The 19,059-nt window shown below is 38.2% G+C and carries 19 protein-coding genes; 6 read left to right on the top strand and 13 right to left on the bottom strand.

What is annotated here, in order from left to right; translation table 11 throughout:
• Positions 1-72 precede the first annotated feature (72 nt).
• From thiD to PQ456_RS03585, 5 genes are read right to left on the bottom strand one after another with little or no spacing between them, the layout of a single operon-like run.
• Entirely contained in the window at positions 73-897 is an 825-nt protein-coding gene (thiD, locus tag PQ456_RS03605; RefSeq protein WP_273614893.1) for a bifunctional hydroxymethylpyrimidine kinase/phosphomethylpyrimidine kinase, read from the bottom strand.
• A gap of 40 nt (positions 898-937) precedes the next feature.
• The gene (gene bcmE, locus PQ456_RS03600; RefSeq protein ID WP_273614892.1) at positions 938-2,164 is read right to left on the bottom strand and encodes a thiamine pyridinylase; all 1,227 of its coding nucleotides are present in this window, start codon (positions 2,162-2,164) and stop codon (positions 938-940) included.
• A gap of 43 nt (positions 2,165-2,207) precedes the next feature.
• Positions 2,208-2,972: a class I SAM-dependent methyltransferase gene (locus tag PQ456_RS03595; RefSeq protein ID WP_273614890.1), complete on the bottom strand. Its 765-nt coding sequence runs from the start codon at positions 2,970-2,972 to the stop codon at positions 2,208-2,210.
• Positions 2,972-3,973 carry a thymidylate synthase gene (locus PQ456_RS03590; RefSeq protein WP_273614889.1) on the bottom strand — a complete coding sequence of 334 codons (1,002 nt, stop codon included), beginning with the start codon at positions 3,971-3,973 and terminating at the stop codon, positions 2,972-2,974. Before PQ456_RS03590 ends, PQ456_RS03595 begins: the two co-directional genes overlap by 1 nt.
• Positions 3,963-4,430: a nucleoside 2-deoxyribosyltransferase gene (locus PQ456_RS03585; protein WP_273614888.1), complete on the bottom strand. Its 468-nt coding sequence runs from the start codon at positions 4,428-4,430 to the stop codon at positions 3,963-3,965. Before PQ456_RS03585 ends, PQ456_RS03590 begins: the two co-directional genes overlap by 11 nt.
• Before the next feature lie 165 nt (positions 4,431-4,595).
• Here PQ456_RS03585 and PQ456_RS03580 point away from each other — a divergent pair, with 165 nt between their 5' ends.
• Both PQ456_RS03580 and PQ456_RS03575 read left to right on the top strand, forming a co-directional pair.
• The gene (locus PQ456_RS03580; RefSeq protein ID WP_273614887.1) at positions 4,596-5,039 is read left to right on the top strand and encodes an NUDIX domain-containing protein; all 444 of its coding nucleotides are present in this window, start codon (positions 4,596-4,598) and stop codon (positions 5,037-5,039) included.
• Positions 5,040-5,413: 374 nt separating this feature from the next.
• Positions 5,414-6,373, top strand: a complete 960-nt coding sequence (locus tag PQ456_RS03575; protein WP_273614886.1) for a polysaccharide deacetylase family protein — start codon at positions 5,414-5,416, stop codon at positions 6,371-6,373.
• Positions 6,374-6,477: 104 nt separating this feature from the next.
• On the opposite strand, the gene PQ456_RS03570 is transcribed toward PQ456_RS03575, so the two are convergent.
• The 7 genes from PQ456_RS03570 to PQ456_RS03540 form a co-directional block, all read right to left on the bottom strand.
• Positions 6,478-7,128, bottom strand: coding sequence for an S-layer homology domain-containing protein (locus PQ456_RS03570; RefSeq protein WP_273614885.1), 651 nt, complete (start codon positions 7,126-7,128; stop codon positions 6,478-6,480).
• A 29-nt stretch (positions 7,129-7,157) separates the two neighbouring features.
• Positions 7,158-9,317, bottom strand: a complete 2,160-nt coding sequence (locus tag PQ456_RS03565) for a S8 family serine peptidase (RefSeq protein WP_273614884.1) — start codon at positions 9,315-9,317, stop codon at positions 7,158-7,160.
• 368 nt (positions 9,318-9,685) lie between these two features.
• Positions 9,686-9,985 (bottom strand): putative quinol monooxygenase, encoded by a 300-nt coding sequence (locus PQ456_RS03560; protein ID WP_273614883.1) that lies wholly within the window; start codon positions 9,983-9,985, stop codon positions 9,686-9,688.
• Between the two features lie 208 nt (positions 9,986-10,193).
• On the bottom strand, positions 10,194-10,493 hold the full coding sequence (locus PQ456_RS03555) for a putative quinol monooxygenase (RefSeq protein WP_273614882.1): 300 nt from the start codon (positions 10,491-10,493) through the stop codon (positions 10,194-10,196).
• A gap of 94 nt (positions 10,494-10,587) precedes the next feature.
• A complete protein-coding gene (ilvA, locus tag PQ456_RS03550; protein ID WP_273614881.1) occupies positions 10,588-11,859 on the bottom strand; it encodes a threonine ammonia-lyase IlvA in 1,272 nt (423 codons plus the stop codon).
• A gap of 230 nt (positions 11,860-12,089) precedes the next feature.
• Positions 12,090-12,887 carry a DeoR/GlpR family DNA-binding transcription regulator gene (locus tag PQ456_RS03545; RefSeq protein ID WP_204825615.1) on the bottom strand — a complete coding sequence of 266 codons (798 nt, stop codon included), beginning with the start codon at positions 12,885-12,887 and terminating at the stop codon, positions 12,090-12,092.
• 467 nt (positions 12,888-13,354) lie between these two features.
• Positions 13,355-14,278, bottom strand: a complete 924-nt coding sequence (locus tag PQ456_RS03540) for a nucleoside hydrolase (protein ID WP_273614880.1) — start codon at positions 14,276-14,278, stop codon at positions 13,355-13,357.
• A 186-nt stretch (positions 14,279-14,464) separates the two neighbouring features.
• On the opposite strand from PQ456_RS03540, the gene PQ456_RS03535 reads away from it, so the two are divergent.
• From PQ456_RS03535 to PQ456_RS03520, 4 genes are all read left to right on the top strand, one after another.
• Positions 14,465-15,277, top strand: a complete 813-nt coding sequence (locus tag PQ456_RS03535; RefSeq protein ID WP_273614879.1) for a hypothetical protein — start codon at positions 14,465-14,467, stop codon at positions 15,275-15,277.
• A gap of 349 nt (positions 15,278-15,626) precedes the next feature.
• On the top strand, positions 15,627-17,075 hold the full coding sequence (locus tag PQ456_RS03530) for an amino acid ABC transporter substrate-binding protein/permease (RefSeq protein WP_273614878.1): 1,449 nt from the start codon (positions 15,627-15,629) through the stop codon (positions 17,073-17,075).
• Entirely contained in the window at positions 17,068-17,796 is a 729-nt protein-coding gene (locus tag PQ456_RS03525) for an amino acid ABC transporter ATP-binding protein (RefSeq protein WP_204825619.1), read from the top strand. The genes PQ456_RS03530 and PQ456_RS03525 overlap by 8 nt, the downstream gene beginning before the upstream one ends.
• Positions 17,797-18,002: 206 nt before the next feature.
• Complete coding sequence (locus PQ456_RS03520; protein WP_273614877.1) at positions 18,003-18,293, top strand: DUF5316 family protein; 291 nt, start codon at positions 18,003-18,005, stop codon at positions 18,291-18,293.
• Between the two features lie 199 nt (positions 18,294-18,492).
• Here PQ456_RS03520 and hxlB read toward each other — a convergent pair whose 3' ends face one another.
• Positions 18,493-19,059 (bottom strand): 6-phospho-3-hexuloisomerase, encoded by a 567-nt coding sequence (hxlB, locus tag PQ456_RS03515; protein ID WP_273614876.1) that lies wholly within the window; start codon positions 19,057-19,059, stop codon positions 18,493-18,495.

Here is a 19,059-nt window from a genome sequence, read left to right as displayed (position 1 = left end):
ATATCCCTCTAATCTGTTTATTACTTTCATTGTACTTCATGGGTCAGATATTTCGCTGTCTAACCCTACTTATCAAATCTGCTTGGTGGGATCACTCCGCTGTAGTCCATGTTGATACAAATCATAAAAATGATGTGTAGGTCCCGGACCTGAACCTATATGAAGTGAATGACGAATCGCTGTCGTTACATAAGCTTTGGCCTGCTTCACCGCTTCGTGCAAATTATCAGTTAAGGCAAGCCCTGCTGCAATAGCAGAAGAATACGTACATCCTGTACCATGCGTATTCAAAGTGTCTATTCGTTTTTCTGTAAAGTAATACATCTGCTGACCATCATACAGTATATCTGTGGCTTCATCGCCAAGTGAATGTCCACCTTTAACAAGAACATGACGGACACCTTGATCGGCTATTCGCTTAGCGGCTTCTTCCATATCATGTATCGATTCAATCGTTATCCCAGTGATCCGCTCTGCTTCTGGAATATTAGGCGTCAGTACATCCGCAAATGGTAAAATATCTCGAATCAATGTACCTACAGCATCTTGTTGCATGAGTGGGCTTCCATTTTTGGCATACATCACAGGATCGATCACAATATGCTTCGGACGATACTGCTTCAGCTTATAACCAACAGCTTCCATACATTCATGATCGGATAACATACCAATCTTGACAGCATCTGTTCCTATATCTTCATAGATTGCATCGATCTGATCACTGATTACTTCTGGGGTGATATTCTGAATACTTATGACACGCGCTGTATTCTCAGCCACTACAGATACAATCACACTCATACCGAATACACCATACGCTGAAAATGTTTTGAGATCCGCCTGTATTCCAGCACCTCCACTACAATCAGAACCAGCAATCGTTAGTAGTTTTTTCATCATCAGTCTCCTAATCTTACTAGAATAGAAGTAGCTTTGGTTACTGAACAGCTACAGTTGCTAATCGATCTGTAATCGTTACTTTAGCTTGTTCGATCCAATTTCTTGCATCCGGTCCCATTTTGAATATTTTATTATCGGGATGAGTAGCAATCGGGATCAATTGGCTATAAATCGGGAATTGTTGCTGCATTTTTTCGTATATACTATGTCTTGCAGGTAACAAATATTGAGGATACACTTTAGCTTCATTTGGAGAAATAGCATCTACCATCGTTTGACTCGCTGTAATCACATTTGCTAATTTGATCGCAATATCTTGCTTAGCAGGATCTGTAATTGCCGAATTCACACCAACCATATCTCCATAAAAAACAGGAATATCTGTTTTACTCGACATTGAGATGGTTTTAAAATTCACATCATCTGCATAATCACCCATACTGGACATCGCTTCGGTATATCCAATAAATGCACGACCTATACCACTACGGAACCAATCTGCTCGGATATAAGCATCGTTGTTGTCAGGCCAGTACTCAATCTGATCTTTACCGCCCATTTTTTGTAATTGTTTTAGACTTTTAAATGCTTTTGAATTTAACGTATTAGGATCAGGCAAAACAGTATAATCCGTATATTGTTGACGGGTGTCTAACAACGCATCCAGATACATGGCTGCTTTGGTAGTACCACCAGACATGTCGATCAGCAATCCTTCGTTATTGTCAGGAATAACGCCTGTTGATTGTCGTTCACCTAAAATGCGATATAAGTCCGGTACACTACGGACAGAGGCAAGGGCTGTATCATCTTCCCGATAAAATAATAAATTAGTACACACAATTTGTGGAATACAGTAGGCTGCTCCATTTACTGTGCATCCTTCCATTGCAAAATCAATAATATCTTGGCGATCTTGAATTTGATTCTGTGGTATCGCTTTCAAGTATCCTTTGTCTACAAAATGGGATAAAAAGATCGCATCAAATACAAACACATCTACATTCGCATCTGGATCGGCTTCATATCCATCCCATTTAACAAAATTCAAGCGTACATTGGGTTCAACTTCTGCCCAATTTTTTACGACCGCTTGCTGAAAACGCTCGGGATCAGGAACATAATCGTATAAAGCTACATTGATGACTGTCGGTTGATCGGTTGCTGCTGCATAGCTGTAACTCGCATTCGGCATAATACCAAACATCAGCAAAAACGAAATAAATACCAAAAACCCTTTTTGACAAGCTGTACTATTCCTCATTATCATGATCCCACCTCTTCGTAGCAATTTGTCTATCCCATGCTTACACCGATTTTATAGCTTTATAGATAACAAAAGGAGCATGATACTGTTCATCACCCCATTTCGGATGATCATATTGCTCTTCGTACTCGCGCAATTTGCTTACCGAAATATCATCAATACATGGTTCCATGATCTGAATCGAATCAAACCCTGCTTTTTCTAACATCTCTTGATAAAAACGCTTGGACCAATAAAAATCATTTAAAATTAAATCTGAACTTTCAGGAATCTTGAGAAACTGTTGTTTGCGGTCTCCGTTTGTATATTTCTTTCCTTTTTCTCCATTGCGAAATGTAGTGAACTCATACCCTGTTGCATCTGGATTCGAATCCAATACCAATAACGGCTTGCCCGGCTTCAATACCCGGTAAATTTCTGTAAGCATATGATGAATATGATCTACACTAGAATTATTGATAATTACAAAACAGTTCACAGCACAATCTATCGAATCCGATTCTAAAAAATCCAACTGATTATTGTGAATCAACTGATAATTGATCTGTGGATGTGACCGTTGAGTGGTTGCTATTTTTAGCATATTTTCTGATTCATCTACAGCAATAACTTGATAACGTTCATGTTGCTTTGCTATGCGCTCCGCTACTTTTCCAGGACCACAACCATAATCAAGTACTGTACGAATGGTAGGATCTGAATCCAGAACAGCGAATAAATAGCGGAATCCTAATATATCTTCTAACATATCGTTATACGCGTTGAATTGACTGGATACATTATTTTCTTTCCAAGAAGTATGCATTACGATTCCTCCATTGTGATCGAAAAGTAAGATTCCCACTTCTGCTGAACAAGTATCTGATAAAGTGGAATCAATTCTTGGTAAAGCGTATGATCTACTGCTTGCTTTTGTTGAATCGATTGATACACAGCCAATAACAAAATCACTTGCTTCCAGTAATCTTCTATATCCAAACAACGAATATCTGCTAGATCTAAAGTCGTGATTCCTTGTCTAAGTTGCTGTTCGTATTCAAAAACAACTTGCAAATCTGACCTATTATCTTTTTGCGGCATATGCGGGAAAGGATACGCTGGTACAGCTCCAATTTGCTTAGCTTTGGAAAGTACTGTCTTGGTCTGAGCATAATCTATTTCGTAAATGTGTACAGAAGCTACATTATGATAATAGGCACCCACTTCTAGTCCAAGCTCAGTAGCCATAAGTTCTTGTAGAAAAGTAAACGAAAACACATCACTCAACATGCCACGATAAGCATCGTTTGCACGCATATAACTGCTCATATGCAATTGATTTTCACGGATAAAAAACTGCAATCCAAGTGTACAAGACACATCAATATTTTCTAGCTGAAGTACTTCATTTGGGTCAAAAATAGATAGAAATGCACGTTTGGAATCAGGATCTTCACGAAGCACTTCTTTAATACGCTCCCATTGGTTCAAGCGCTTGTCACCATAAGTAAATAGCTTTGGCCCATAAGCTGTGCCTGTCAGTGTCCGACCATCTGCTGAATATTTACTCATATTGCTGGCATAATAACGGATAAAGTCCAAATCATTACTCCCTGATAGATACCATAACGCTTCTGCAAAATTAAAAATAATATTGGTTTTCCGCTCAGGTACATAACAAATGCGTTCAACTGGCGATTCAATCCCATACGTATAATTCAGAATTTCTCGGCTTCGGTTACCACGCGGCTGATTGTAGAATTGGGGCTTATGATACACTTTAGCAAGAGTATACAAATACGCATCATGAAAATGATTAAAGATCATAAGCAATAAGCCTTTCTTGCAATAGCTGTTCCAACTGCTGAATACAATCTTCTTCCGTATGATACGTTACATAATCAACCGGACATACCGTGTGTAAACCTCTAACCAGATAAGCATATTGTTCAAGATCATGATCCAATAGCAAAATCATATTTTTTTGCATAGCAGACGCCCAACCTATTTCTATATGTGTTCCTGGTGATGCTGGGATACCGGGCAAAGCTACAAATAAATCACATTTCTCAATCTCGTCAAAATCAATTTTGGTACATTGTTCTGGAGGCATAAACTTCTGTCCCCACTGTTCTCTTTTGTGCGCATTATGTACCTCATAACCTCGATGTTCAAAAAATTCAATCAATCTGATCAAAAAATCCTGTGTACCTTTTTCTAAAGTAGAAGTTTCCATATTCATCAGATTTTTAAAAGGAGCTGCTAAAAATAATTTTTTATTCATATTCTATCCTCCAATGATGAATTTTATTCCAATATATACTAAATAATATCATTTAATGTTATTTTAGTAAATAAAGGGTATTTATACAGAAATGTTTTCTACTATGAGGAAAGTGTATAATAGACTCAACATTTAATGATGATATTTCATTTAGGAGGAACTACTTTGTCTGTCGTTATTGATGAACTGTATGCAGGGATTGCTGTTATTATTTTTAATGCTGAAGGTCATGTCTTTTTGCAAAAGCGGCTTGATGTCGGACAATGGGGTATCCCTTCAGGACATGTTGAAAAAGGGGAAACCGTCACACAAGCAGTTGTACGAGAGATCAAAGAAGAAACAGGACTAGACGTAGAAGTGACACGCTTAATCGGAGTTTATTCGGATCCAGATAGCCAGATTTTTGAATACCCTAATGGAAAAAATGTTCATTTTATTACCAATTGTTTTGAAGCGGTGATTACCGGTGGCGAGCTTATCGTTGATCCTAAAGAATCGCTTGATTATCAATTTTTCCCGACCGACCAGTTACCTGCCAATTTACTTCGTATGCATCCTAGATGGTTAGCCGATGCACTAGAACAGCGTCCTCAAGCTTTTATTCGCTAACTCTTTTTTATACAGGTCAAAAATATCAAGCTAGTGATGTCTCAAATCAAATAACTATCGAGAATAAAAAAGAAGGTAGACCTTGATCAAGGTTTACCTTCTTTTTGCTTACTCAAACTTTTATTTCAATTTCCTTACCACCCTTTTTTTACCAACCATAAGCAAAAATATTGTTACTATTTCAAGAAGGTGATGTAACTTTTTATATATTCATTTCGTTTACAATAAAGTGCAGATGTCATGTTTCTGCTTAAATGGATAGCTGGGATTAGCGAATTTATTTTCGTTAATTACTTGTTGCGTCCATTTAAAAAAAGTAGCATTTGTCCGATAATAAGATTTGACCACCAGTATAAAGGAGTACTTAGATACGCATGAAAAAGCATTGGAAGAAATACTCACTTGCCCTAATGGCAGTGTTGCTCGTTGTCTATGTTCTAGGGGTTAATTTCCCCAAATCGTCTGTTCTTGCACACAAAATATGTAGCTCCTGGGTAGCCGCTCAAAACGAATTATTTTACTATGAGCATCATAATGTATTAAATGAACGTAATGTCGCACTAGCCGCAGATTATGTTGTTCCTACAGGTACAGCCGATAAAATCCCTGTACTGATGTACCATTATATTACTCCGCAAAAATATAATACTGAACCGACAAACAATTCTATTGTGAATTTGGAAGCTTTTGAAGCAGATATGAAATACTTGCACGATAACGGTTATCACACAGCAACACTACAACAGTTAGAAAAATATGTAGATGAAGAAATATCGTTACCTGAAAAAACAGTGGTGATCTCATTCGATGATGGATATCAAAATAATATTATTTATGCGTATCCTATTCTGAAAAAGTACGGTTTTCATGCCACCCTATTTGTAATTGGTTCACGCATTCAAGCCAAAACAACAGTGTTCGATCCACACAAAACAAGCTATGTGTCCAAAGAAGAAATGGAAGCTTCTAAAGATGTATTTGAGTACAACAGCCATACGTACAACCTGCATTACAAAACATTACTTCACTGTGGCGATGATTATGCCGCAGGTATGAATGAAGCTAGCTTTATCGCTGATGATAAAATTATGCGTTCTGAAGCAGGTATCAATACACCGTATTTTGCTTATCCTTTTGGAGATTTCCGGATGCAAATGGTCTATGCACTTAAAGAGTCAGGTTATCGGATGGCATTCACTGTCCATCAAGGATTTGTCCGACCAGGCGATGATCCGTTAACATTGAAGCGATTAACCGTCGTATCCAATACCAATATCGGAGAATTGCTGAATATGGATCATGATCCTGAAGGCACATCCCCTGTTGCACCTTAATATAAGAATGATTATCCAATAAAAACAATTAAAAAAGCGACTTCTGGATAGACATACATCCTATCCATTGAAGTCGCTTTTTTTGCTTATGAATAATACAAAACTTAATTGGCTGTCGGCAATGCAGGAAGGTCGGCTGGATTTGAAGGTTCAGTTGGACGATCAAGCAAACCGCCTACTCCATAATCTGCAAAGTTTTTGATAAACTGCAATGCTTCGGCACGAGTTAAGGCTTTACTTCCTTTGAATGAAGCGATCGATACTTGAGAAGCATCACTACCGTTAGCCAGACCCAAAGATAACATATATTGAATCGCATTATTACCGCTGTAATTGACACCTTCCGCAGAAGAGATTAATTCAGCCACTTGAGTACGGGTTAAAATTTGATTACGAGTCGATGCATTGGTATAACTGCTCACCGGATAATTCAAAGCTTTGGCACGAACATAATAAGGATTCGCCCAATTGCCTGTTTTGCTACTGGTTACTTCGGGTTCAAACGTACGAATCAACATCGCCAAAAATTCGGCTTCACTAACTGTTTTGTTCGGTTTGAATTGGCCGTCTTTGTATCCATTGACTAAGCCAGCTTCATAACCCCATTGAATCGTATTTTTTGCCCAGTAATTATTGGAAATATCTGAAAAAGGAAGTCCATCTGCCGCTTGTGCTTTAGTAGCAAACATAGTGCCGAACAAAGACACTACCAGACAAAGCGTAAGTCCAATCTGAAATACTGATTTTATTTTCATCGGTGTGCACCTTTCTGATCTGTGTTATTTTAACGTGTTGTAAATTGCAAGATTAGTGGAGTGGTCGATGTGACTTGTTGATCACTATTCGCTGATGGCTTCGCCTGGATGCCTTTTTCGATAATGATATTATACGTTTCATTTTTGGCAAATCCACTAGCTGTTGGTGTGATAAAGATACGATTCCATTTAACAGATAGATTCACATTGGTGACTACTTCTCCGTTACTGTTAAGCACGGTGACATGATCGGCTGTAATCGAAGAAGGATCGATATATTTATATTGTTTATTTTTGAGTGCAACTTGCAAGCTGATACTTACCGGAATCGAAGGAGATAATTGTGCTTTGCTTGGCAAGTCTTTAATACCCATAGACTGTTTGATTTGTGCTAATTGCTTCTGGAAATTAGCATCTGTTACGTTTTTGCCATCAAATTTGGCTTTTAACCAGTCTGCGGCTTTACCTGATGTTTTGGCTGTATTCAGTTGTTGTGTTGCTTGTTGAGTCGGTGTTGGTGTTGGAGCAGCCACAGGGGCAGTAACACTTGTACTCGGTGTAGATGGTTGGCGTGGAATACCGCCACCTCCACCACCGCCGCCTCCTCCGCCCCCACCACCTGATGGAACAGCCGCTACCAGATTAGTAGGTGCTGGTGTGGTCACGACGGGTACAGTTACGGCTGGTGTTGGATTCACGACAGCTGTTGGTGCTGGAACGACAGGCTTACTTTCAACGATCGGTGTAGAATCACTAGGTGTAGATAGTGTCTGACCGGAGATAAATTTGCCTGTTGATTCATTACCTGTTGTATCTACTGTTTTTAATGTAAATGAGTACGTTGTCGATGGAGATAAATCTTCTGCTTGATATACATTTTGAGTAACAGAAGTTACGAATTTGCCTGCATCATTGTAGATATTTACTTTTGCAAAATCTTTGTCTGCCGGGTTTTGCCAATTCAATGTTAAAGAGTGAGTAGTTGTGTTACTTACAGTTAAGCCACTCACTTCTGCTGGAGCTGTTTTGTCTACTTTAGGAGCGAATGTAACAAATCCATATCCGTATGAATTATCTCTTCCTGTTGCTCCTAGATCGACTGTATAATTTTCCAAATCGGTACGTAGATTCGCTATGGATTCGGAAGGATGTTCTTGTTTTAAAATCGCTAGTATACCTGCAATATGAGGAGCTGCTTGAGATGTACCGCTAGCTACAGCATATTTGCCATTAAGATACGTAGACACAATATCAACCCCAGGTGCAGAGACCTCTACTTTGGGACCTGTAGATGAAAAGTCACCACGATTTAAATTTTTGTCTACTGCTGCAACAGCGATTACACTACTGTATTGTGCAGGATAATTGACTGTATCTGTGCCTGCTCCACTATTTCCCGCAGAACATACAACCAAAATTCCATTTTTATATGCTTTGTCGACCATATCGTGCAATGCTTGTGAATCATATTCGGTTCCCAAAGACATATTGATAATATCCATATGATTTTGGATCGCCCAATCTATACCTTCTAATACATCTTGCAAATTTCCTTTACCATCTGCGCCCAATGCTTTGACACCGTATAATTGCACTCCAGGAGCTGTTCCTGTTACAGCACCATCGCCGCTATGAGCTGCAATAATTCCGCTGACATGAGTACCATGTCCATTATCGTCTGCATAAGATGTTGTATAATCTACAGTCGATACACCACCAGCAATAGTGAGCTCACTATGAGGAGCTACACCAGAATCAATCACAGCAACTTTGATGCCTGATCCGTTATATCCTTTATCCCACATTTGGTTAGGCTGTACTGCTTGATAATTCCATTGTGATTGTTCGGTGGCATTGACTGTCGAACCTAACACTTGAAAATCGGATGAATCGGTGACTTGAAAAGGAACATTACGTTCGATATAAGCAATATTAGGATCTTGCACAAGGTCTTGTAATTCACCTGCACTGACAGTCGCAGAAACCGCAGGCAATGTTTTAAATTCATGCTGTACTTCTACACTTTGATCGATAGCTGCTTCTTTACCTGCTGCATTTTTGTAGACAATCACGACTTCTTGATCTGGCCCTGTTGCAGAAGGAACTGATTCTTCCCCGTATACTAAGCCGGTATGAACTAGAGATAATGTAAGCAACGAAGAAGCTACGATAGCAATATATTTTTTCATTCACTGATTCTCCTTTGATAGATAAAATGAAAGCCTTTGATGCAAGATACTATTTGTAGTACGCACATTTGTTCAATTAAGATTACGTAAAATTAAATAGCGAAAAATATAATTTCAGACAGTAAAACACGACGTTACATTCTACTCAATCGATGCCTTTTCTACTCTTTCGAGCAATTTCGACATTTACCTTATAGCATTTATCGGATGGCTTTTAGGAATTATGTATACTAAATAACAAAAAAACGTCCTTTCCAATGGAAAGAACGTTTGCTTACGTAACTATTTAGTTATCCATACCAAATGATGCAATACGAAAACGATTGTTGCCACGCAACATATCTATTTTAGCATCGAGATACAGGTAATTAACCTCTTGGTACTTCTGTTGCGTTGAACAGTTTTGCATCCAAAGGTGCACCTGCAAATTCTTGCATATCTTTAACGAATTTTTGGAAATGAGCGCTTGCGTTGTGTTCTTGTACCGCTTGCTCGTCTTTCCATTCTTCAACCATTGTGAACAAGTTCGGTTGGTGAAGATCACGCATTAGTGTGTAACGGATATTACCTGCTTCTGCTTGAGAAGCACTAACCAAACCTTCTGCTTCTACTAAAAATTCTTCTACTCTGTCAGGTTTAATCGTGATATTAGCATGAATAACAAACATATAAGTAAACCTCCTATAAGTATATAATGTAATATGATTTTTTTAATGTTCTAAAAATCTCACTTACTAATTATAACCTATATGATGTCAAAACCCAAATTATATTGTAAACCTACGAAATTTAGCTACGGCTAATAACACATATAGATATACAAAAGGCTACTTCCCGAAAGAAATAGCCTTTGTATAGTGCAGACTTATTTACTTATTAAACTACAGGCAACTGCATCACTTCATATACTTTAACGTTCAAAGGTGCAGCCGCCATATCTTTTGTATCATTGATATGCTTCAGAAAATGAGCACTTTGTTCGTGGGCGGTAAGCGCTTCTTGGCTTTCCCATTCTTCAACCATGGTAAATAGGTTGGATTGATGTAAATCCACCATCAGTGTATAACGAATATTGCCTGCTTCTGCTTGTGAAGCACTCACAAAAGGATCAGCAAGTTGTAGAAAAGTTTCTACGTGTTCTGGTTGAATCAATATTTCAGCATGAATTACTAACATTGGGGTAAAGCCTCCTATAAATAATAAACTGGCACGACTTATTAATTATATAGTAATTCCGCTCAAAACCCAACTATAACTCTAAGAATACTCATCAGATGAGCAAATTGAACAAATTCAGATCCCGATTAAGCTCTGTATATTTAATACCATGAGCTTCCATTCGTTCGACCAGTGCACCGTAATCTTCCGGTGTACTAAGTTCGATACCGACTAACGCTGGCCCATTTTCTTTATTATGTTTTTTGGTATATTCAAAGCGAGCGATATCATCATTTGGCCCTAATACTTTTTCCAAAAATTCACGTAGAGCGCCTGCACGTTGTGGGAAATTAATCATAAAGTAATGCTTCAATCCTTCATAGATCAGTGAGCGTTCTTTGATCTCTTGCATACGATCAATATCGTTATTACCACCACTGATAATACAGACAACCGTTTTCCCTTTGATCTGCTCGCGGTACATATCAAGCGCCGCAATAGGCAAAGCTCCTGCTGGTTCCGCTACAATCGCATTTTCATTATATAGATCCAGAATCGCCGAACACACTTTACCTTCTGGCACTTTCACGACATCGTTTAACACCTCACGGCAAATATCGAAGGTGAGCTGACCGACACGCTTCACTGCTGCACCATCAATAAATTTATCAATTTCACCAAGTGTGACGACTTCATTCCGAGCAATTGCTTCACTCATAGACGCCGCACCTGCTGGTTCGACACCGATCAATTGAGTGGTAGGACTCATCGTATGCATATATTGCCCAACACCAGCAGCCAGACCACCGCCACCAATCGTTAGAAAAATATAATCAGCCGGTACATCTAGACTTTCCATAATCTCCATCCCGATCGTACCGTTACCGGCAATAATCTTCGGATCATCAAATGGATGAATAAATGCCATACCTTGTTCTTCACATGTTTTCATCGCTTCTTCATAAGCATCGTCAAATGTATCACCGACTAGAATTACTTCTACATTTTTACCTCCGAACTTTTTCACCATTTTTACTTTTTGGTTCGGTGTTGTGCTTGGCATATAGATTTTGCCATGAATATTAAGCGCATAACATGAAAAGGCTACACCCTGCGCATGGTTACCTGCACTAGCACATACAATACCTTTGTCCAATTCTGCTTGAGAAAGACTACGAATACGGTTATACGACCCGCGAATTTTGAATGAACGAACGACTTGCATATCTTCACGCTTTAAAAAGATATTACATTCGTATTTTTCAGATAATGTATTGTCTCGCTGTAACGGGGTACGCACAATTACTTCGCGTAATACATGATGAGCACGGACGATATCTTCCATGCCTACGATTTGCGGATTATATTCACCAGTTGCTGTCATTGATTCTCTCCTCACTCCAAACGCCTCATTGATCTCAACCATCTCTATACGGTTCTCAACGTTTTCTCATTTATCTAAAGTACTCCTAACGTACCCTATTTTCAAGCTTAACCGAAGAATTTGTTGAAAATTAATCTAAAACCAACAAAAATCTTACATTTATTTCTATATACAAAAAAACCTTTTCCCTAAAGGAAAAGGCTTAAATGCAGGTAGCAACCATCGCCCTATTACTCAACAACGATGACATCCACACCCATATCTTGTAAATCTTGAATCGCTTCTTGAGGCAACTGATCATCGGTTACAAAACGATTCAAATCTTCCATACCCATCAGACGTACTAATGATTTGCGGCGAAACTTCGTACTGTCTGTTAACAAAATCAATTCGTCTGAAATCTCAATAATCTTTTTCTTTAATTGTACATGTGCTTCAGAAGGTTCGGTTAACCCGCGTGTTAAATCAAAGCCATGACAGGAAAATAGAAATTTATCGACATGATAACTTTCGACCATTTTCTCTGCATGAATCCCTGTATTCGCCATTGAATCTCGATCCAGGTAGCCTCCGATCACAATCACATTGATCTCGGTTTTTTGTACCAATTCGTTAGCAATCGCTAGTGAATATGTCAGTACAGTTAATGATCGATTAGGCAATTGTTTGACCAAATGCAGGCAAGTTGTACTTGCATCCAGCGCAATCACATCACCGGGTTCAATCAAAGATAAGGCATATTCGACAATTGCTTTTTTCTCTTCTAGGTTCTGTGTCTCACGCTGAACAGCAGGAGATTCATATTGTTCCCGATTACGGTTAAATACGGCTCCGCCATGCGTACGAACTACAGCACCTTCATGTTCCAGACGTTCCAGATCACGTCTTATTGTCTCTTCAGTTACTTGAAAACGGCGACTGAGTCCGGATACCCGCACAGTGCCTTCCGCTTCCAAAATTCGCAGCGTCTCCAGCTTGCGTTGTGCTGCGGATGTAGTGTCTTGTCGCTTTGGATTCTTGCTGCTCATGGAGTTACACCTGGCCTTACTATTGTATATTGTCAAACGTATATAGGTCAGCATCTAGTACAATGCTCATTCGTGTCGAAACGATTCGTGTAAGCGTTTATCAATAGCTTTAGCTATATACTCTAATGATACCGTATTTACCTTACAGTAACAATAAAAAATGAAAGAGAATGTCTACTTTAGTCGTTTATTTGTACAAATAAATTTCAATTTTATAAAAATTTTGTCAATAAGTGACTCTGTTCAGACATCTATTAGCATTATGATCGGATAACAATAATGGCTCACAGATATCTTTTTGTAGATAAAAGTATAAACCATCATCCAACCCACATATGTTGAAATCATCTCTATTGTATTCATAAATTTTGACTAGATATCATTAAAAAAGCCTGTATAACTCAACAAGGATAAACGACCTCCTTATATACGCTACACAGGCTTGAATTATTTCTATGCAAAAATGATTACACAATTCGACTTAAAAAATGATTTAAAAAACGTGAAGAATCTACATCTAAAGCAACATCAATATGCGGTAATAAAGTATCGTGTTTGCCTGTTGTATTTCCTAGTGTATCTTGTTCTGTACATTCTACATGTACTGCATATGAGGTTGTGCGCACGATCGTTGGATCAATCGCTACGCCGACAGCTAATGGATCATGTAGAGCACAACCTTTACCACCTGTTACAATCTCATTGTATGCACCCATATAAAATTCAGTCATATCTGCTAAAAAAACAGATAACGAACTGTTTTCCCGTCTCCACTCATCCAGATGAACACCGGTTAACAATGTTTTCATCGTGACATCCAGTCCAACCAATGTAATCGGCATGCCAGAGGTTAACACAAGCGCCGCGGCATCAGGGTCGGAATAAATATTGGCTTCCGCATATGGAGTGACATTCCCCGGTACCGTTACCGCTCCTCCCATGATTACTAATCGTTCAATAGTATGTACGATCTCTGGATTGGTCTGAATAGCTTTGGCGATATTGGTTAGAGGGCCTACAGCAACCACAGTCACTTTTCCAGGAGAAGCCATAATTTGCTGAACGATAAAGTCAGATGCACTCATCGTCTCTGCTTGACGCTCAGACGGTTCCCGATACTGATTGCCAATACCATCTTCTCCATGAATATGACGGGCAAATGGCTTCGTATATTCTCGACTCATCGGCTTGCTTTCTCCGGCATAGACTGGAATTTCTTCACGCTCTAATTTGTCGAGCACTACCAGTGTATTACGTGTTGCTTCTTCTACTGTAATATTGCCGAATACCGTCGTCACTCCCAAAATATCCAATTCAGGTGAATGAGCCGCATAGGCTAGCGCTAATGAATCATCGATCCCTGTATCTACATCTAAAATAACTGATTTCATATATCCCGTCCCCTTCTTATATGTTCATTGCATTTTATCATATGTGGTGAAGGTGTAAAGGGAGAGGCAGTTTGAGATCACTTAAAAATAATAGCTAATATGTAGAATTCTAGTAAACTTGAATTTTTTATATGCATGCTTTAACATATTACAAGAAAAAAATTACAACTTATGGAGGTACAGAAGATGAAAGAAATTCCAAAGAAATTATTTAGCGTAATCATGGCTAGTGCATTAACATTATCTTCAGTGGGCTTAGCTTCAGCCGCTGAACCCAATGGAATGCCTCAAGACGAAAGTATTCCAGAAGGTTACAAAGTAATCAAACAGTATGATATTAATGATGAAAATACTAAAGTAAGTAATCCCGTAGAAATAAATTCAATGACTGCCCTAGAAAACAAGCAAAACTCTATATCTACCGATTCAATTGAGAGCGATAGCGTATCGAAAAACACATATAATAAAGTGAATAATGAAGAAACTCATTTGTATAGAGAATTGCAAGATGTAAATACAGGAAATACTTTGAATCAATATGTAACTGATCTTTCAGTTTCAGCGCCCGGCTCTTATGAACGAAAAGGTACAGAAAAAGATGCTGCTAGTGGTTTAAGCCTTACTATTCGGCTATTTTATCATACCAAAACTAAAAGTGACGGAAATAGTTATCTTGGTTTAGACAAAATTTATTATCGATATGATAAACCAAATACTAAAGGTCCTCTTCTAAGTGTAAATGGCAGAGTTAATCAATCAGGACCTGGACTTGATGGTAAAGCAAAACTTCAAACTATGACTCTACCTTCGCAATATTTAACATATAAAGTCGGTACGACAAAGTTAGTTAATTTACAAAATACTGGTTGGACAGAAGTACTAGATGGTGGTCTTGCTACACAACTTGGTATTCAACTTACTGCTAAATTTATAGGAGATGATCATCAGAATCAATCTTTCCAATGGCAACTATTTATAAATGGACAAGGCGTTTTTTAAATTTTAAATTTCCCCCTCAAGATGATCAATTCTTGAGGGGATTTTACATTTAAATTTCTTACTAATATCATACATTGATTACAAATTAAATTTAATTTTTTTGAATACCTGACATGAATATTTTAATGATACCGTTTACGTGATACATATTTAACCGAAAAGTAGAATGAACTATAGTCAATAGCTTGTTTTTTTTGTAGAATGGGAAGACATGTGATGTAAGATATCAATTTGAGATATCTATTGTAAGCAATACTGATCGTAAGTAGATTTGTTCTAGCTCGATCCAGGTATACGCACTACAACAATTGCTGATGTACATGAAGAAGTCAATGAAATGGAGGATTTTATGAAGAAATCTAGGGTAATGTGGTTAGTAATGGCTCTCCTTCTTTTCTTTGGAGTATCTACAGGAAGCTTTGCCACAACTGCACAAGCACAGGAAGGCAAAACTTATCAAATTGCTACAGATATTACTTTTGCTCCTTTCGAATTCCAAAATTCAAAGGGACAATTTGTAGGAATTGATATGGATCTTATGGCAGCAATCGCCAAAGACCAGAACTTTAGTTATGAAATTAAACCTCTAGGATTTAATGCTGCTGTTCAAGCACTTCAATCTAATCAGGTTGATGGTGTTATTGCAGGTATGAGCATCACCGATGAGCGCAAACAAACATTTGATTTCTCCAAGCCTTATTTTGATTCTGGTGTAGTCATGGCTGTTAAACAAGATAATGACACTGTAAAAACGTATGAAGATTTGCGTGGCAAACGTGTAGCTGTTAAAACAGGAACAGAAGGCTATACTTTTGCTGATTCGATTAAAGATAAGTATGGATTTACTATGGTTCCATTCGATGATTCTTCACAAATGTACGATGATGTAAAAACAGGAAATTCAGTAGCTTGTTTTGATGATTATCCTGTTTTGGCGTATGGTGTTACACAAAATACAGGACTTAAATTAGTTACTGAAAAAGAACCGGGTGGTTCTTATGGATTTGCTGTAAGCAAGGGACAAAATCAAGAACTATTACAAAAGTTTAATGCTGGTCTTGCAAATCTTCGTAGTAATGGAGAATACGATAAGATTTTAGAAAAATATTTAGGTAAAGACGGTAAAGGCGTAGTTACAGAGAAATTAAGTCGGTGGGAATTAATTCAACAATCTTTCCCTTATCTAGTAAATGGCTTATTAAAAACTCTACTTTACACTATTGTTTCTTTATTCTTTGCGTTTATTTTAGGTCTAATCTTTGGATTTATGAAAGTTAGTCATAATCGTATTTTAAGAGGTATTGCAACAGTATTTGTTGATGTATTCCGCGGAGTTCCATTGTTGGTATTAGCATTCTTTATTTATTTTGGTATTCCAGGAGCTTTAGGATTTACAATGCCATTGTTCGTTGCTTCCATTTTGGCATTAAGTCTGAATGCAGGGGCATATGTAACTGAAATTATTCGTGGTGGTATTCAATCAATTGATCGTGGACAAATGGAAGCTGCTCGTTCACTAGGGCTACCTTATCGTACAGCCATGATCAAAATTATTATTCCACAAGCTGTTAAATTAATGATTCCTTCTTTCATTAATCAGTTAGTTATTACATTGAAAGATACATCAATTTTATCTGCAATCGGTTTAGTTGAATTGACTCAATCCGGTAAAATCGTTATTGCTCGTACACTGGATTCATTTACAATCTGGTTAATGGTTGCTCTAATGTACCTGATCGTGATTACCATTCTTACTAAAATCTCTAACCACATCGAAAGGAAGGTCAGCAATGGATAAAATTAAAGTTACCGGTCTGAAAAAAAGCTTTGGTTCCAATCATGTACTGAAAGGTATCGATCTGGAAGTTAAAGAAGGCGAAGTGGTATGTGTTATTGGTCCATCCGGTTCTGGTAAAAGTACCTTCCTTCGTTGTATTAATCGTCTGGAAGATATTACAGCAGGTACCGTTATTGTCGATGATCACAATATCAATGACAAACAAACCGATATCAACAAAGTACGCGAAAATATCGGAATGGTATTCCAGCACTTTAACCTTTTTCCGCATATGAGTGTTATCAAAAATATTATGTTAGCTCCAACTGAACTAAAAAAATCTTCGCCCGCAGAAGCTCGTAAAATTGCGCTTCAACTGTTAGATCGTGTCGGTCTTGCAGATAAAGCAGATGCTCTACCTAACCAATTATCGGGTGGACAAAAGCAACGTGTCGCAATAGCGCGTGCACTGGCTATGAATCCAGATGTGATGTTATTCGATGAACCGACTTCTGCACTTGACCCTGAAATGGTTGGTGAAGTATTGGGTGTTATGAATTCCCTTGCTAAAGAAGGAATGACCATGATGATCGTAACTCACGAAATGGGCTTTGCTCGCGAAGTGGCGGATCGTGTAATCTTTATGGATGGCGGTTATGTTGTCGAAGATGGTACGCCTGAAGAAGTATTTGGTAACCCTCAGCATGAACGTACGATTAGCTTTTTAGAAAAAGTACTTTAAGTTATAAAGCAACATGGTAGCATTAACATTATGATGTTCGATTGTAGAAATCTGATTGATCTTAGTTGTTAGGTATAATGTCAAACGTTTAATTGATATAATAGACAAAAGACTGCGAATAGATTATTCGACAGTCTTTTGTTTTATCATCGTAGATTTTAGATTGATCATCGTTGCCAATACATAGTAGAAAGGTGTAGATCGATATGAAAAAATCAGGTTTGCTGTTAGGATCGGGCGTTCTTTTTCTAGGATTACTGTATTTGATTCATTTTCTATTACCCTACGACTTTAATGATATTCTTAGAGTCGTCACCATCATTTTAATTATTGCTACACTAGCTCTTTCAGGTACAATGGTCAGTGGAGATCGGATGCGTGCGAATCAAGCGATCGATCCGAGTTCCAGAGATCGCAATATGGTGAACTCATGGAGTATGTTGTTGTTCAGTTTACCAGTCTATGTGGTAATGATCGTCTCGTATCTTTGGGGATAAATTGATTAATAAGTAGTGTTTTATTATTGTAGATTTATCTTACTAGCTATTTACTCATAACAAATAACACACTAAAAACCCTGCTCGCCTGATGGATAAGCACTTTTCACTACAAAGTGTTCTGTATCCAAAAATGGTGTGCAGGGTTTTTGATATTTATCATATTCCTATCTATTCTATCCGTAGTAAATGTAATTACTTATTCGACATTGCTATGTTTGGCAAATACATCGCCATGTTGAACTTGCTTGAGCTGTCCGTAATTCAAGCAGACTGCGTCCAGTAATACATGTGTACATTGATCAAATAAAGAACCCAAAGGCTGAATACTTGGCGCTTCGCCTTCTCGTCTATACTTGGTCGCTGCTGGAATATGCAAGATTGTATCTGCTAGAGTACCTAGTGGCGATGATTCGTCGGTAGTCACCGCCACAATATGGCATCCTAACTCTTTGGCTTTGTCTGCGGTCCATACAGCCGCTTTGGTTGTGCCTGATCCAGATACAGCAATTAGTAGATCGCCCGCAGCAAGTGCAGGTGTGACCGTTTCTCCAATCACATGGGAATCTGCACCTAGATGCATCAACCGCATTGCGAATGATTTAGCCATAAAGCCAGACCGTCCTTCACCAGTTACAAAAATACGCTGACTATTTACTAATTGAGTAGCTAGTTGTTGGATCGTTTCTTGTGGAACCTGCGTGATCACCTGACTAATCTCAGCAATAATCTGCTCTGCGGTTGCTGTCGATTGAACTTGGTTCAT

Source organism: Paenibacillus kyungheensis, assembly GCF_028606985.1.
Taxonomy (GTDB): domain Bacteria; phylum Bacillota; class Bacilli; order Paenibacillales; family Paenibacillaceae; genus Saccharibacillus; species Saccharibacillus kyungheensis.
The sequence above is the reverse complement of the archived record's forward strand: the minus strand, read 5'-3'. Positions and strand labels throughout refer to the sequence as shown.

Coding starts and splice junctions, on each gene's coding strand:
- PQ456_RS03590 (WP_273614889.1), bottom strand. CDS start 3,973: ATGATCTTTAATCATTTTCATGATGCGTATTTGTATACTCTTGCTAAA.
- hxlB (WP_273614876.1), bottom strand. CDS start 19,059: ATGAACCAAGTTCAATCGACAGCAACCGCAGAGCAGATTATTGCTGAG.
- bcmE (WP_273614892.1), bottom strand. CDS start 2,164: ATGAGGAATAGTACAGCTTGTCAAAAAGGGTTTTTGGTATTTATTTCG.
- PQ456_RS03595 (WP_273614890.1), bottom strand. CDS start 2,972: ATGCATACTTCTTGGAAAGAAAATAATGTATCCAGTCAATTCAACGCG.
- PQ456_RS03570 (WP_273614885.1), bottom strand. CDS start 7,128: ATGAAAATAAAATCAGTATTTCAGATTGGACTTACGCTTTGTCTGGTA.
- PQ456_RS03585 (WP_273614888.1), bottom strand. CDS start 4,430: ATGAATAAAAAATTATTTTTAGCAGCTCCTTTTAAAAATCTGATGAAT.
- PQ456_RS03545 (WP_204825615.1), bottom strand. CDS start 12,887: ATGAGCAGCAAGAATCCAAAGCGACAAGACACTACATCCGCAGCACAA.
- ilvA (WP_273614881.1), bottom strand. CDS start 11,859: ATGACAGCAACTGGTGAATATAATCCGCAAATCGTAGGCATGGAAGAT.
- PQ456_RS03555 (WP_273614882.1), bottom strand. CDS start 10,493: ATGTTAGTAATTCATGCTGAAATATTGATTCAACCAGAACACGTAGAA.
- PQ456_RS03535 (WP_273614879.1), top strand. CDS start 14,465: ATGAAAGAAATTCCAAAGAAATTATTTAGCGTAATCATGGCTAGTGCA.
- PQ456_RS03565 (WP_273614884.1), bottom strand. CDS start 9,317: ATGAAAAAATATATTGCTATCGTAGCTTCTTCGTTGCTTACATTATCT.
- PQ456_RS03525 (WP_204825619.1), top strand. CDS start 17,068: ATGGATAAAATTAAAGTTACCGGTCTGAAAAAAAGCTTTGGTTCCAAT.
- thiD (WP_273614893.1), bottom strand. CDS start 897: ATGAAAAAACTACTAACGATTGCTGGTTCTGATTGTAGTGGAGGTGCT.
- PQ456_RS03575 (WP_273614886.1), top strand. CDS start 5,414: ATGAAAAAGCATTGGAAGAAATACTCACTTGCCCTAATGGCAGTGTTG.
- PQ456_RS03530 (WP_273614878.1), top strand. CDS start 15,627: ATGAAGAAATCTAGGGTAATGTGGTTAGTAATGGCTCTCCTTCTTTTC.
- PQ456_RS03520 (WP_273614877.1), top strand. CDS start 18,003: ATGAAAAAATCAGGTTTGCTGTTAGGATCGGGCGTTCTTTTTCTAGGA.
- PQ456_RS03540 (WP_273614880.1), bottom strand. CDS start 14,278: ATGAAATCAGTTATTTTAGATGTAGATACAGGGATCGATGATTCATTA.
- PQ456_RS03560 (WP_273614883.1), bottom strand. CDS start 9,985: ATGTTTGTTATTCATGCTAATATCACGATTAAACCTGACAGAGTAGAA.